At 70.4% G+C, this 13,490-nt stretch carries 13 protein-coding genes, 1 tRNA gene and 2 riboswitches; of the genes, 9 read left to right on the forward strand and 5 right to left on the reverse strand.

The genetic code is table 11. The features are described from left to right. Positions 1-53: 53 nt before the first annotated feature. A riboswitch (TPP riboswitch) is annotated at positions 54-167 on the forward strand. Positions 168-237: 70 nt separating this feature from the next. The 4 genes from IM660_RS04280 (at position 238) to IM660_RS04295 (ending at position 4,206) form a co-directional block, all read left to right on the forward strand. Beyond that, positions 238-894 (forward strand): YkoF family thiamine/hydroxymethylpyrimidine-binding protein, encoded by a 657-nt coding sequence (locus IM660_RS04280; protein ID WP_193498173.1) that lies wholly within the window; start codon positions 238-240, stop codon positions 892-894. Positions 895-977: 83 nt separating this feature from the next. After that, complete coding sequence (locus IM660_RS04285; protein WP_193498174.1) at positions 978-1,622, forward strand: ECF transporter S component; 645 nt, start codon at positions 978-980, stop codon at positions 1,620-1,622. Between the two features lie 3 nt (positions 1,623-1,625). Next, complete coding sequence (locus IM660_RS04290) at positions 1,626-3,365, forward strand: ABC transporter ATP-binding protein (protein ID WP_193498175.1); 1,740 nt, start codon at positions 1,626-1,628, stop codon at positions 3,363-3,365. A gap of 13 nt (positions 3,366-3,378) precedes the next feature. After that, a complete protein-coding gene (locus IM660_RS04295) occupies positions 3,379-4,206 on the forward strand; it encodes an energy-coupling factor transporter transmembrane component T family protein (protein ID WP_193498176.1) in 828 nt (275 codons plus the stop codon). Here the strand turns inward: IM660_RS04295 and IM660_RS04300 are convergent. Genes IM660_RS04300 through IM660_RS04310 form a run of 3 tightly spaced genes read right to left on the reverse strand, consistent with a single transcriptional unit; the run spans position 4,203 to position 7,143 of the window. Next, positions 4,203-5,015: an SDR family NAD(P)-dependent oxidoreductase gene (locus IM660_RS04300; protein WP_193498177.1), complete on the reverse strand. Its 813-nt coding sequence runs from the start codon at positions 5,013-5,015 to the stop codon at positions 4,203-4,205. The two genes, IM660_RS04295 and IM660_RS04300, sit on opposite strands and share 4 nt — an antisense overlap. Continuing rightward, positions 5,015-6,121, reverse strand: a complete 1,107-nt coding sequence (serC, locus tag IM660_RS04305; protein WP_193498178.1) for a phosphoserine transaminase — start codon at positions 6,119-6,121, stop codon at positions 5,015-5,017. Before serC ends, IM660_RS04300 begins: the two co-directional genes overlap by 1 nt. A 26-nt stretch (positions 6,122-6,147) precedes the next feature. Then, positions 6,148-7,143 (reverse strand): citrate synthase, encoded by a 996-nt coding sequence (locus IM660_RS04310; protein ID WP_193498179.1) that lies wholly within the window; start codon positions 7,141-7,143, stop codon positions 6,148-6,150. Between the two features lie 114 nt (positions 7,144-7,257). On the opposite strand from IM660_RS04310, the gene IM660_RS04315 reads away from it, so the two are divergent. From IM660_RS04315 to IM660_RS04325, 3 genes are all read left to right on the forward strand, one after another. Next, a complete protein-coding gene (locus IM660_RS04315; RefSeq protein WP_193498180.1) occupies positions 7,258-7,935 on the forward strand; it encodes an iron-dependent transcriptional repressor DtxR in 678 nt (225 codons plus the stop codon). A gap of 141 nt (positions 7,936-8,076) precedes the next feature. Continuing rightward, a riboswitch (cyclic di-AMP (ydaO/yuaA leader) is annotated at positions 8,077-8,255 on the forward strand. 53 nt (positions 8,256-8,308) lie between these two features. Beyond that, on the forward strand, positions 8,309-9,058 hold the full coding sequence (locus tag IM660_RS04320; RefSeq protein WP_193498181.1) for a C40 family peptidase: 750 nt from the start codon (positions 8,309-8,311) through the stop codon (positions 9,056-9,058). A gap of 163 nt (positions 9,059-9,221) precedes the next feature. After that, a complete protein-coding gene (locus IM660_RS04325; protein ID WP_193498182.1) occupies positions 9,222-10,157 on the forward strand; it encodes a universal stress protein in 936 nt (311 codons plus the stop codon). Positions 10,158-10,166: 9 nt separating this feature from the next. On the opposite strand, the gene rocD is transcribed toward IM660_RS04325, so the two are convergent. Then, on the reverse strand, positions 10,167-11,333 hold the full coding sequence (gene rocD / locus IM660_RS04330) for an ornithine--oxo-acid transaminase (RefSeq protein WP_193498183.1): 1,167 nt from the start codon (positions 11,331-11,333) through the stop codon (positions 10,167-10,169). Beyond that, positions 11,330-11,782, reverse strand: a complete 453-nt coding sequence (locus IM660_RS04335) for an SRPBCC family protein (RefSeq protein ID WP_193498184.1) — start codon at positions 11,780-11,782, stop codon at positions 11,330-11,332. The genes rocD and IM660_RS04335 overlap by 4 nt, the downstream gene beginning before the upstream one ends. A gap of 85 nt (positions 11,783-11,867) precedes the next feature. On the opposite strand from IM660_RS04335, the gene IM660_RS04340 reads away from it, so the two are divergent. Both IM660_RS04340 and IM660_RS04345 read left to right on the forward strand, forming a co-directional pair. Then, a tRNA-Arg gene (locus IM660_RS04340) sits at positions 11,868-11,940 on the forward strand. Positions 11,941-12,109: 169 nt separating this feature from the next. Next, positions 12,110-13,444 (forward strand): DUF2254 domain-containing protein, encoded by a 1,335-nt coding sequence (locus IM660_RS04345; protein WP_193498185.1) that lies wholly within the window; start codon positions 12,110-12,112, stop codon positions 13,442-13,444. The last annotated feature ends 46 nt before the right edge of the window (positions 13,445-13,490 follow it).

The raw sequence follows: 13,490 nt of genomic DNA on the forward strand, positions 1-13,490 counted from the left end.
GACCGACGCCGGGTGTGTCCGTGGTTGGTCGGTTGTGCACTAGGGTGGTCGGTGACAAGCCCCCGGGGAGCGCGTTGGCGCTGAGAGTGCGGTCGGTACACCGGCCGCAGACCCGAGGAACCTGACCCGGTTCGCACCGGCGTAGGGAGTTGGGCACACAGATGGAGTATCGGCGTCGCCATGCGCGGGTACTCACGCTGTCGCGTCCTCGGGGGTCCATCCACGAGGAGGACCCACATGTCCCACACGAGTACACCTCCGGCCCCGGCAGCGGCGGCAGTGGCCGCGCCAAGCCCGGACGCCTACGGCATCGGCGCCCGCTTCTCGCTGCACCCGATGACCGACTCCTTCATCGACGTCATCCTCGGCGCCTTGGATGCCGCCGACTCCACCGGCCTGACGATCAGCACCGACGACGTCTCCACCCACGTCCGCGGCCGCGAGGACCGCATCCTCGCCTACCTCACCGAGGCGATCGCGCATGCCGGCCGCTCGGGCGTGCACACGGTCGCCCACGTGCTCCTCTCCCGCGGGTGCCCCGGGGAGGTGGCCTGCGAGATCGCCGACGGCGGAGCGTACGCCCCGCAGGTGCCTCAGATCCTGCGCAATGTGCCCGCCACGGGTATCCACGCCAGCGCCCACTGGGCGCTCTACCCGCTGGACGACGAGGGCACAGATCATATGGCCGGGATCTACGCCGCGATCGATCACGCCAAGCAGCTGGGCGTCTTCACCGGCTCCGAGCATTACGTGACCCGCCTGGACGGTGACCTTGCCGACGTCCTGGGCGCCGTCGTCGCCGGCTGGCTCCTGGTGGGCACCGACGTGCGGCACGTGACCACGCACGTGACCGTCTCGCTGAACTCCCCGAGCGGCCAGGCAGGTGCCCGATGAGCGCGAGGAGCCCCCACGGAGTCGGTCCGAGGGACGAGGGTCGGCGGAGTGAGGCACCGCAGGGCTCAGACCAGAAGGCGCCGATGAGCGCGAAGACCCCCCGACGGCGTCCGGTCACCTTGCACGATCTCGTCCTGCTGGCGGTGTTGGCGGTGGTGTTCGGATTCCTCTACTGGGCTCTGGTGCAGGTGTGGGGCTGGATGCAGGTGGCCATGGGCCCGCTCGGTGACCTGGCGCAGAATGTTCTCGTCGGCGGCTGGATGGTGGTGGCCCCGCTCGCCTTGTACATCGTGCGCAAGCCCGGGGCCGGGATCGTGGTGGAGATCGTCGCCTCGATCGTGGAGGTCGTCTTCCTCGCCTCCCCGGTCGGGCCGATGCTGATCTTGGTCGGTCTCATCCAGGGCGCCGGTGCTGAGGTGGCGTTCACAGCCACCCGCTACCGGCGGTACGGCTGGTGGGTGTTCGTGGCTTCCGGTATCACGGCGGCGCTCGCGAACCTGGCGCTCGGGATGGTCCGGTTCGGATGGATGGGGCAGGACTTCTTCGCCCTGCGCGTCGGCTTCCAGTTCGCCTCCGGGATCATCCTGTGCGGTCTGCTCGCCAAGGTCATCGGCGATGCGTTGCTGCGCACCGGGGTGCTTGACAACTACGCCATCGGGCGTGCGGCTCGGGAATCAGAGCGTGCGACCAGCCCCTCCGGCTCTGCCGGCACCTCCGAGACCACCTGAGCCATGGTCCTTCAACTGCGTGAGGCGTCGGTGCGCTATCCCCGTGCCGATGCGCCGGTGCTGCACGGTGTCGATCTGGACCTGGCCGCTGGCGAGCGGTTGCTCGTCCTCGGCCGGTCCGGATCGGGCAAGAGCTCGCTACTACGCGCACTGGCCGGGGTCGTGCCCGGCACGATCGAGGCCGACGTCACCGGGAGCTGGCAGGTGTGCGGTCAGGACCCGCGCACCACGCCGGTTCCCGAGCTGGCCCGTCACGTGGCCACCCTCACACAGGATCCGGCCGACCAGCTCTGCCTGCCTACTGTGGTGGACGAGGTGGGCTTCGCGCTCGAGAACCGGGCGGTACCGCCCGGGGAGATCGGTCCGCGAGTCGAGGCGGCGCTCGCAGCGGTGGGCGCCGGGCACCTCGCCGGTCGCCGCACCAGTGAGCTCTCGGGAGGTGAGGGTCAACGGGTCGCGCTCGCGGCGGCCCTCGTCGCCCGCCCGGAGTTGCTGCTCCTGGACGAACCGACCGCACTGCTGGACCCGGTCGCGGCCCGCGACATCGGGCGGCTGCTCGCCGGCCTCCCGGAGGCGAGCCTGCTGATCGAGCACCGCCTGGACGAGCTCGGTGCACTCCCTGAGCGCAGTCTGCTGCTCGGACCCGATGGGGGTGTGGCGGCCCTTGGGCGAACGGTCGATCTGCTGGCCGCCGAGGACGTCGCTGGGACCGGCACGTGGGTACCGGCGGGGGTGGAGGTGGCGCGCGCACTGCGCCGGCTCGCAGGTGCACCCTTTCAGCCCGACGCAGCAGTCTCAGGTGAGTCGCTCGGGTACGGGCTGCGGGCCCTCGACGCGAGCCTCCCACGGCCCCGGTTGGGGCCCGCGGGGTCGGCTGCGGCTGGTTCGGCTGCGGCTGGTTCAGCGCCGGCAGATGGGTGCCGGGAGCCGGGCGAGGTGCTGCTACGTGCCGACGACGTCACGGTCCGGCGAGGAGATCGTGCCGTGGTGCGGCAGGTGGATCTGCAGGTGCGGTCCGGCACCATCACGGCGGTGCTCGGCGCCAACGGCTCCGGCAAAAGCACCCTGCTGCTCGGCCTGGCGGGACTGCTCCCGGCCGACGGGGTGCGTGGCACGGGCCGGGTGGGCATGGTGTTCCAGAACCCCGAGCACCAGTTCCTCGCCCGATCCGCCCGAGGGGAGATCGAACTCGGACTGCAGCATGAGACATCCGGGAACACGCGCGACGGGCGCGCCGATGCCATCCTTGCCAGCTACGGTCTGGCCGAGGTGGCTGATCGCGATCCGTTCCGCCTCTCCGGGGGGCAGCAGCGCCGCCTGTCACTGGCCGCGATGGGCGCCATGGCTGATGACATGCTGCTCGCCGATGAACCCACGTTCGGCCAGGACCGTCGCACCACGCTCGCCGTCGCGGACCAGCTGCGCCGCATCGCCCGCCGCGGGGGAGCGGTGGTCCTGGTCAGCCACGATCTGCGCCTGGTCGCCTCGCTCGCCGACCAGGTGCTGCTATTGGCCCACGGGGCCCCGGTGGCGTCCGGTCCCACCGCCGACATCCTGACTCCGGATGTGCTCGGCCGGGCCGGTCTGCGTCTGCCACCGTTGCTGGAGGCGTGGATCGCCGACGTCCACGGCGACCCGCAGCGCCTGCCCGCGCTGCTCGACGCCCTCGACGAACTGGCCCTCGCCGAGCTCGCACGTGATGACGCGTCGCGATACCCGGACCTCGTCCCGTCGGCGCGATGAGGAGGGTGCATCGATGAGTTCTCCCGCGTTCGGCCGCCCGCTGCCGGCCGACTCCCTCCTGCACCGGCGTGACCCCACCGTCAAGGTACTCGTGGTGCTCGTGGTGTGCCTGGCGATCACCGCCGTCGTGGACCCCGTGACCCCGGCAGCGCTGTATCTGCTCGCCTGGCCTGCAGCGGTGCTTGCCGGCCGGATCCCGCCCGCCACGCTGCTACGGGCACACGTGCCCTTCGTAGCATTCGCGCTCAGCCTGCTGATGGTGAACGCAGCCACCCGGGACGGGGAGACGATCGCCCGGCTGCTCGCGGTCGATATCTCCGCCGAAGGGCTGACGATCGGTGCCGGCCTGGCGATGCGCACCCTGCTCATCGGGATCGTCTCGGTCACCTTCGTGCTCACCACCGATGGCGCCCGCCTGATGACCAGCCTGCACCAGCATCTGCGTCTCAGCGGCCGGTTCGCCTACGCCGTCCTCGCTGGATACCGGCTCCTCGAGCAGCTCCCCGAGACGTGGAGCACCATCCGTTCGGCCCAAGCCGCCCGCGACCCTCGCCGGCGGCTTCAGCACACCGGCCGCGGGCCGTCCGCCCGGCCGAAGGCGCTGGCTCAGGCGGCGTTCGCGCTGCTGGTGACCTCGCTACGCCGGGGTGAGCGGATGTCGATCGCCCTGGAGACCCGAGGATTGGGGGCGGGGTCGCGAACCATCGCTGCGCCGTCGGACCTGCGCTGGGCCGACGCCGCGGTGGCGTTCGTGGCCCTCGGTGTCACGGCCGCCGTGCTGCTGACCTCCTGGCGGCTGGGGCTGCTGCGCGGCCTGGGGGAGCTCGGCGTGTTCGGCTAGCTCGGGTCCGGCCAGCCCATCTCGATCATGTGCGTCAACGGCCCGGTCATCAGCCCGCCGTCCACCGGCAACGTCACCCCGGTGATCCAGGACGCCTCATCCGAGGCGAGGAAGGCGACGGCGGCCGCCACCTCTTCCGGCAGGCCCACCCGGCCCATCGGGTAGGCCGCCGTGATCCGCTCCAGCATGGCCTCCTGCGCCGGCCCCTGCTCGGTCCAGTTGCGGGTGAGGATGGTGCCGGGGGCTACGACGTTGGCGCGCACCCACCCGTGGTCGGCGCCGGTCGTTCTCCGTGCCTGCGGCCCGTGCGAGACGGCGATATTCGCGATCGCGTTGATCAGCCCGGCCTTGGCGGCCGAGTACGGGATGCCTCCGACGGCGCCCATCCCGTTCACCGACGCCGTCGCGACGATCCTGCCTCCCCCGGGTGACTCCAGCAGTGCGGGCATCGCCGCCTGGATGGTGCGCACAGCCCCGTGCAGGGTGGGATCGACCTGGGCGTGCCATCCCTCCTCGTCCAGGGTCTCCAGGGAGTCGAGCGCCGCCACGCCCACGTTCGGGACCAGCACGTCCAGGCGCCCGTACGCGGTTAGCGTGGCCTCGACGGCGGCGTGCACATCCTTGCGACGCGTGACGTCGCAGGTCACGGCGTGGCCGCCGATCTCGGTGGCCGTGGAGTCGGCGACGTGGGAGTCCACGTCGGCGACCATCACCCGGCACCCCTCCTCGGCGAGCCGCACGCAGATCGCGCGCCCGATGCCGTGTGCACCGCCGGTGACCAGGGCGACCCGGTCGGTCAGGCCACGCATCACAGTCGTTCGACCACGTAGTCCACGCACGCGGTCAGGGCGGCCACGTCCTCGGGGTCGACCGAGGGATACATGCCTACCCGGATCTGGTTGCGGCCCAGCTTCCGGTAGGGCTCGATGTCGACCACCCCGTTCTCCCGGAGCACCGACGCCACCCGGGCGGCGTCGACGGTCTCCGCGAAGTCCACCGTGCCCACCACGCTCGAGCGTGCCTTCGGGTCGGTGACGAAGGGCGTCGCGTATTCGGACCGCTCCGCCCAGTCGTAGAGGATCGACGCAGACCGGGCGCAGCGACTCGCAGCGAAACTCATGCCGCCGCCCGCCAGCAGCCACTCCACCTGTTCGGCCATGAGTACCAGCGTGGCGATCGCCGGGGTGTTGAGGGTCTGCTCCTTGCGGGAGTTCTCCACGGCCGCCGTCAGTGAGAGGGACTCGGGAACCCACCGCTGGGCCAGCTCCTCGACTCGTGCCAGAGCCGCGGGGGAGAGGGCTGCCAGCCAGAGTCCGCCGTCGGACCCCAGTCCCTTCTGCGGGGCGAAGTAGTAGGCATCGCACTGGTGCAGGTCGACTGGGAGCCCGCCGGCTGCGGACGTGCCGTCCACCAGCATCAGCGCCTCGGCGTCGTCCAGCCGTTCGACGGGGGCGACCACACCCGTAGACGTCTCGTTCTGAGCCCACGCGTAGGCGTCGATACCGTCCTCAGTCTGAGGCCGAGCCAGCGTCCCCGGATCGCCGGTGACAACGCTCGGGTCGGCGAGGAAGGGGGCGCGCCTGGCGGCCGTGGCGAACTTCGCTCCGAACTCACCGGTGCTCACGTGCTGGGACCGCTCGCGGATCAGCCCGAACGTCGCGGCATCCCAGAAGAACGTCGAGCCGCCGTTGCCGAGCACGATCTCGTAGTCCTGGGGAACATCGAGCAGCTCCCGCAGCCCCTCGCGCACCCGGGCGACCAACTGGCGCACCGGCGCCTGCCGGTGGGAGGTCCCCATCAGGGTCGTCCCCACAGCGGCGAGCGCATCGGACTGACCGGGACGGATCCGGCTCGGCCCACTGCCGAACCGTCCGTCGGCAGGCAGCATCTCGGTGGGCAGGGCCAGCGTCGTCATGGGGATCCCTTCGTGCGGTGAGCCGATCATCTCACCGTTGCCATCTCGTCATGTGCTTCCAAGATGTGGGCGCTCCACCCGGCCACGCGGCCGCAGGCGATCATCGCGGTGAACATCGGAGGCGGCACCTGGGCGAGGTCGAGGAGCACACTCGCCCAGAACAGGGCGTGACCGCCGTAGGCGGCGGCGGGCCGGATGCCACGCGCAGCGAGGGCCTCATACCCAGCGCGAGCGACGGCGTCGGCGATCTCCAGGCGCGGTGCCCCGAGGCTCCGGACAACCTCCCGCAGCGCCTCCACTCGCGGATCGGTGCCGTGGTAGCCGTCCTGGTGGAACCCGTAGAGGGCGCCGGCGTCCAGAGTCCGTTCCACCACGGCGCGCGGGTCGCCAGTGTGTTCGGCCTCGCGGATCAACGCCAGTGCCCGGACGGCGGCCCCTCCGCCCCGCGGTCCGCTCACCGCGGCCACCGCACCGGACAGGCACGCGGCTGCGTCGGCACCCGTCCGGGCGATCTGCCGGGCCACTGTGGTGGAGGAGGTGAGGCCGTGCTCGGCCAGCGCCACCCAGCACGCGTCTATCGCCCGGGCGTGGGCATCGTCGACCTCACCGCGCCAGCGCATCACGAACCGGCGCGCCGTGCCCTCGACCGTGTTCACCTGCCGCTGGCCGATGGCCGGCAGGTCGTCGTTGCGCGCGGACTGGGCAACGAACGACAGCGCCATCACCGATGCGCGCGCCAGATCGCTGCGTAGCTGATCCCGATCGACCTCGCCGATCGGGCGAAATCCCCACACTGGGGCGAGTTGTGCCAACGCGCTCTGCACGTCCACCCGGTGATCGCCGGTGCGTACTGTCAGCGGGAACGGCTCGGCGGGCGGAAGCGCGCGCCCCTCGGCACCGTCGACGAGCAGCCCCCAGACATCCTCGAACCCACCCCGGGCCACGAGATCGCGCACGTCCCGGCCACGGAAGTAGAGACCGCGCTCGGGGTCGACCGAGGAGATCGGTGCGGGAGCCGTCATACCGCTCAGGTTATCTGTGCCCCGGCGGTGGTCACGATCTGGTGTGGTCAAGGGCGGCTGGGACAGTAATGTGGCCTGCAGGACGTGTGGGCGCAGGCGATGGGGAGAAGGCTCGTGAGCGATCTGATCGACACCACGGAGATGTACCTGAAGACGGTTTACGAACTGATCGAAGAGGGCATCGTGCCGTTGCGAGCGCGTATCGCGGAGCGGCTAGGGCACTCGGGGCCGACGGTCTCCCAGACCGTGGCGCGGCTGGAGCGGGACGGTCTGATGGTCGTGACCGGCGACCGGCACCTGGAGCTCACCGATGAGGGCATGGCACGGGCGACGCGGGTGATGCGCAAGCACCGGCTCGCCGAACGGCTGCTGACCGACGTGATCGGGCTGGACTGGCCGCACGTGCACGAGGAGGCCTGCCGCTGGGAGCACGTGATGAGCCGGCAGGTGGAGGAGCGGCTGATCGCGTTGCTCGACCATCCCGGTTTCGACCCCTACGGCAACCCCATCCCGGGACTGGAAGAGTTCGGGGAGGCGCGCCCCGAGGCTGAGCTCGGCACCTGGCTGACCGATGTGCCGGCCGGCGCGGAGTACGTGATCACCCGGCTCGGGGAGCCGCTGCAGGTGGACACCGAGATGCTCGCCGAGCTGGAGAAGGCGGGCGTAGGGCCCGGTGTGCAGGTCTCGGTGGAGCGGGAGCGGGGGCTGGTGACCCTCGCGCGGAACGGTTCTGATGTGGTGCTCGAGCTCGGTGAGGACGTCGCCAAGCACGTCTTCGTCCGTCCGGTGTAAGCGCGCGACCGTGCGCCTGGGCGTGGGCCCCTCACGACCTCGATCTGTGGTTCATGTCACAATCGTGACCGGAATGTGACATTCCCGTGATCGTCGGGGTAGTGTGTGTCCCGCTCGACGAAACCCTCCTTCGACGAGTACCTCGGACAGACGCCTAACCCTGTCACTGTCTGGGGTCACGACATACCCGTGACAGGGGCGGGGGACCCACTTCCCGGTGCACCTGCACCTCGGGGTGAAGTCCACCGGAAGACCGGCGGACCGGGTGTAACTCCCACCCGAACCCGACAGCTCACCTCGTAGGCAGCAGGAGAGGCAAGCGAAATTGACCCAGTGCACTGATCGCGCGCGGCACCGCGCAGCGCAGCGCCCCGTGACCCCCCTCACGACGTTCGGCCAGGCCGTCCGTGGCCCGGTGGGACGGCGTACGGCAGCAGCCGTGGCTTCCTCCGGCGTGATCCTCGGACTGAGCGCCTCTGCGGCGATCGCGGGTCCGGTGACTCCGGGAACTGTCCCGGTGCGAACCGCGAACCTCGCGTCGGCCGTCGTTGCTGACGACGACTCGATCGCCGTCTCCGAGGTTGTCACCGTCGCGGCTGACATCTCCTGGAGCCTCGGCACCGAGGTTGAGGTCTCCGCCGAGGCTCCGCCACCTCCGCCGCCGCCGGAGCCCGAGCCCGAGCCCGTCACCTACGAGCGTGAGACGACCACGACGGCGCAGGCATCCCGGAGCGCCGAGCGCACCGAGGTCGCCGCGGCCCCGGCGCCGACGACCGATGTCTCCGGTGTTCGCGCCCAGATCATCGACATCGCGCACCGCTACGTCGGAACGCCGTACGTCTACGGCGGTAGCACTCCTTCCGGCTTCGACTGCTCTGGGTTCACCCAGTACGTCTACGCCCAGGTCGGTATCTCCCTGCCGCGTTCCTCCGGTGCGCAGGCCGGTGCCGGGTACCGTGTGTCGGCCTCCGAGGCGCTCCCGGGCGACCTGGTCTGGTGGCCTGGTCACGTCGGAATCTACCTCGGTGGCAACCAGCACATCGCGGCTCGCAACCCCGGGACGCCGCTGACTGCTGGCCCGATCTACAACTCGAGTCCGTCCTTTATCCGCGTGGTCGGCTGAGAACAGACCTCCCGAACGGGCCCGTTCCTGGACTTCCAGGAGCGGGCCCGTTCGTCGTCGGGTCCCAGTTGGTGACGCCGTGCGGGGCGGCGGAGGCGCAGCCCGGTCAGAGCATGCACAATTGACCCACCAAGGTCCGCGAAGGTCGGGGGTGGAAGAGGTCATGGAACACGAACAGGTCGTCCTCGTAGGTGTCGACGGCTCTGCTGCGAGCCTCAATGCCCTCGAATGGGCTGTGGCCCAGGCGCGACGAGTGGGTTGGCGGTTGCACCTGGTGTGTGCCTACGCTCTGCCGACCTTCGCGGCTGCGTCGCTGGACGGTGGCTACGCCACGCTTGACGACACCGCTATCCGCGATGGCGCCCAGGCTGCGCTCGACGAGGCTGTGGCGCGGGCGAGCGGGCGTGGTGTGGACGTCACGAGTTCCCTCGAGACTGGTGATCCGGCGGGTGTGCTCGTCGACCTCACCAAGCAGGTGTGCCTCGCTGTGGTCGGCACCCGCGGTAACAGCGGGTTCGCCGAGCGCATCCTCGGTACCGTCTCCTCGGCGTTGCCGGCACATGCCCACTGCCCCACCGTGGTGGTTCCGCTGCACGAGGACGACGGCGAGCCCCCGCTGCCGATCCGGCGCATCGTCGTCGGGGTGGATGGATCGGACTCGGCGAAGGTCGCCCTTGACCGGGCGATCGAGCAGGCCGAGGTGTGGGACGCAGAACTTACCGCGGTCGTCGGCGTGCCGATCGGCGCCGGCGCCGGACTGCTCGGCTGGCTCCCTGCCGCCGTCGACCGTGAGGTCGTGCTGGCCGACGTCACCGAGGGTCTGAACGTCACCGTGGACCGGGCGCTGGAGGGGCGCGAACTGACCGTCCGCCGGCACGCCCTCGACGGCTCCGGTGCGGAGTTGCTGTCGGAGTTCTCCACAGCCGTCGACCTGGTCGTGGTCGGCACCCGCGGGCGCGGTGGCTTCGCCGGCATGCTGCTCGGCTCGACGTCCCAGCAAGTGCTGCACCACTCTGCCTGCCCGGTGCTGGTGGTGCCCACGCGCATCCAGGACGAGGGATTGCCGCCGATTGCCATGGGATGGAAGCGGCGCCACTGACCGACGTCGTCAGGGCGCGACCGCGCGTGCGAGCGCATCCATCATCAGGTGCAGCTCCTCCTCGGTGACGCACAGCGGTGGTGCCAGCCGGATGGTGTGATCGTGGGTCTCCTTCGCGATCACGCCGTTCGCGGCCATCCGTTCGCTGACCTCCCGCCCGGTGCGCGCGAGGACGTCCACACCGAGCCACAGCCCGATCTGGCGTACCGCCCGCACATGCCCGGAACGCAGCAGCTGGTCGGCGCGGGCCGCGAGCACCGGCGCCAGCGCGGCCACCCGCTTCTGGAAGAGCCCCGAACGCAGCAACTCCGCCACGGCGAGACCGACGGCGCACGCCAGCGGGTTCCCCCCGAAGGTCGACCCGTGCGTGCCCGGTGTCAGCCCCCTGAGCACGTCGGCGCGCCCGACCACCGCCGATACTGGGACGATCCCGCCACCGAGCGCCTTGCCCAGCGTCGTCAGATCGGCTCGGATCCCAGCGAGATCCTGGGTGAGGATGGCTCCGGTACGGCCGAGCCCTGACTGGATCTCGTCGAGAATGAGCAGCACGTCCTGCGCGTTGCACGTCTCTCGCACCGCCGCCAGGTAGCCCTCCGGGGGCACGATCACGCCTGCCTCGCCCTGCACCGGCTCCAGCAGTACCGCGACCGTCGTCTCGTCGATCGCCGCGGCAAGGGCACCGGCGTCCCCGTACGGCACGATTCGGAAGCCCGGGGTGTATGGACCGAACCCGGTACGCGCCTCCGCATCGGATGACATCGACACGATCGTGGTGGTGCGCCCGTGGAAGGCGCCCTCTGCGACGACGATGGTTGCGGAGTCGGACGGAACGCTGCGCACGTCGTAACCCCACTTGCGGGCCGCTTTGATCGCCGTCTCCACCGCCTCGGCGCCTGTGTTCATGGGCAGGAGCATCTCGGTGCCGGTCAGGGAGGTCACGGCCTGCGCGAAGGGTTCCAGCAGCTCGTGTCTGACCGCGCGTGAGGTGAGGGTGAGGCGGTCGAGCTGTGCGTGAGCAGCCGCGACCAGGGCCGGATGGCGGTGCCCGAAGTTCAGGGCCGAGTAGCCGGCCAGGCAGTCCAGGTACCGGATACCTGCAGTGTCGGTCACCCACGCGCCCTCGGCGTGGGCGATCTCGATGTCCAGCGGGTGATAGTTGGGTGCCAGGGTGGTCATCGTCTCCTCGTTCCGACGGCGTCCTCGGCCAGCCGCAGCGCTCGAGCGGTCATCAGGTGCAGGGCGGGGGCCAGGAGCGGGTGCAGCAGGCGCAGCGGTCCAGCCAGGTGAACGTCTTCGGTCCAGTCCACACGGCACGTTCGGGGACCCAGCGGGGTGACCTGGATCGTGGCCGAGCCCAGCAGCACCGGCCCGACTTTCTCGAGAGTGGCCACGCCTGGGCGGGGGTGAGGTGCGCCGTCGGGAGGGTCTGCCCGGGTGACCAGCATGACGTCTCGGAACCTCCGGCCGGTCACGGCCACGATCGTGTCACCGACCTGGGCCGGGCCGGGGCGGGCGGTGATGCGGGTGAACGGGATCAGCGACTCGTGCAGTGGGAGCGTTGTCAGGCGGTCGAAGACGACGGTCGCGGACCCGGGGAGTACCCGGGAGGCAGTGGTGCAGGTCACCGGGCTACGGTCCCACGGCCGGCGTCGGACCGCGAGAGCGAGTTTCGCGCGCTGGCACGCGGGCGAGGTAGGGTTTCGGTGGTCCGCCCCCGTAGCTCAGGGGATAGAGCAACCGCCTCCTAAGCGGTAGGTCGCGCGTTCGAATCGCGCCGGGGGCACCGAGGCGCTTGCGCCGTGTGCCCACGCGGGATTCGGGAGGAGCGTAGCGACGGTTCGCGCCGGGGGCACCGAGGCGCTTGCGCCGTGTGCCCACGCGGGATTCGCCGAGGGGCGTAGCGACGGTTCGCGCCGGGGGCACCGAGGCGCTTGGTGCGGCATGATGGCCCGATGGCTGGACCACGACCCTCCCCGGACGTGCACCGCGTGACGCCGATGGGGGTGCCCGCGATCCGGGCGGCCGGACCCTGGGCCAGGCTGTGGCAACCGTTCTGGGCGGTTCCGCTCGCGATCTGCCTGGCGGCCGTGCTCCTCGGCGCGGCGATGCCTGAGATCGAGGGCGCGTTCGCAGGTTCTTTGCCGCAGATCTTCGATGGTGGCCCCGAGGGTGCCCGCAGCGTGCTCAGCACGATCGCCAGCGCGATGATCTCCGTGACTGGTCTGGTGTTCTCGATCACGATGGTGGTGCTGCAGCTGGCGAGCAGTCAGTTCAGTCCCCGGGTGCTCGGCAACTTCCTGCACAGCAGGGTCACCCAGATCACGCTCGGGGTGTTCGCGGCCTCGTTCATCTTCTCCCTCACGGTGCTGCGTGCGGTGCGCAACGCTGATGGTGACCAGGAAGCGTTCGTGCCGCAGATCTCCGTAGGTCTGGCGCTGCTGCTGGTGGGGCTGAGCCTGATCTCGTTGATCGCCTTCATCCGCGAGATCACCACCGCGATCCAGGTCTCACAGGTGATCTCCGATATCGGGGACACCACCGTACGGTTGGTGGAAGGGATGCGGCCCGAGCCGACGGGGGAGGACCAGCACGTCACCGGCAAGTACGCCGAGCCGGACGAGTCGGTGACCTGGGCGCCCGACCCCGACCAGCCCCGGCACCCGGTGCACATGGGCTCACGGCACGGCCACCTGGTCTCCATCGACTACGCCATGCTGCTCGCGATTGCGACCGAGTTCGATGTGATCGTGGCGTGCGAGATCGCCGTGGGTGACTTCCGCGCCGAACAGCAGCCGCTCGCCACCATCTGGGGCAGGTCAGTGGACTCGGCTGGCGGCGATGAGGTCACGGCCGCCGAGAACCGGGTGCGGTCAGCGTTCGCGTTCGCCACCGAGCGCAGCATGCTCCAGGACCCGGCGTTCGGGATCCGCCAGCTGGTCGACATCGCCGAACGCGCCCTCTCGCCCGGGATCAACGACCCCACGACGGCCGTTCAGGTGATCGACGAACTTCACCGGATCCTGCGCCCGCTCGTTCAGCAGCCGGACGCCCGCCCGTACATCACCGATGGCGACGGCACACTGCGTGTGGTGCACGCGCCTCCTGATGTGGAGACCCTGCTGCGCCTTGCCGTGAGCGAGATCGTCCACTACGGCTCCGGCTCCGTGCAGGTTCCTACCCGGATGCGCGCCATGCTGGATGACCTGGTGGCCATCTGCCGTGTCGAGCACAGGCCCGCCGTGGAGGATCTCGTTCGACAGCTCGACCCCTCTGAGGCGCCCCGGTGACCGGTGCGCATCACGAGATGGGTGTTCAGCGGCGGGTCAGCGCGGA

The sequence above is a fragment of the Ruania alkalisoli genome (assembly GCF_014960965.1).
Lineage (GTDB): Bacteria > Actinomycetota > Actinomycetes > Actinomycetales > Beutenbergiaceae > Ruania > Ruania alkalisoli.

What these genes read in the sequence shown, in the direction of transcription:
- IM660_RS04295 (WP_193498176.1), top strand. Translation starts at nt 3,379, where the DNA reads ATGAGTTCTCCCGCGTTCGGCCGCCCGCTGCCGGCCGACTCCCTCCTG.
- IM660_RS04345 (WP_193498185.1), top strand. Translation starts at nt 12,110, where the DNA reads ATGGCTGGACCACGACCCTCCCCGGACGTGCACCGCGTGACGCCGATG.
- IM660_RS04280 (WP_193498173.1), top strand. Translation starts at nt 238, where the DNA reads ATGTCCCACACGAGTACACCTCCGGCCCCGGCAGCGGCGGCAGTGGCC.
- rocD (WP_193498183.1), bottom strand. Translation starts at nt 11,333, where the DNA reads ATGACCACCCTGGCACCCAACTATCACCCGCTGGACATCGAGATCGCC.
- IM660_RS04325 (WP_193498182.1), top strand. Translation starts at nt 9,222, where the DNA reads ATGGAACACGAACAGGTCGTCCTCGTAGGTGTCGACGGCTCTGCTGCG.
- IM660_RS04300 (WP_193498177.1), bottom strand. Translation starts at nt 5,015, where the DNA reads ATGCGTGGCCTGACCGACCGGGTCGCCCTGGTCACCGGCGGTGCACAC.
- IM660_RS04290 (WP_193498175.1), top strand. Translation starts at nt 1,626, where the DNA reads ATGGTCCTTCAACTGCGTGAGGCGTCGGTGCGCTATCCCCGTGCCGAT.
- IM660_RS04310 (WP_193498179.1), bottom strand. Translation starts at nt 7,143, where the DNA reads ATGACGGCTCCCGCACCGATCTCCTCGGTCGACCCCGAGCGCGGTCTC.
- serC (WP_193498178.1), bottom strand. Translation starts at nt 6,121, where the DNA reads ATGACGACGCTGGCCCTGCCCACCGAGATGCTGCCTGCCGACGGACGG.
- IM660_RS04285 (WP_193498174.1), top strand. Translation starts at nt 978, where the DNA reads ATGAGCGCGAAGACCCCCCGACGGCGTCCGGTCACCTTGCACGATCTC.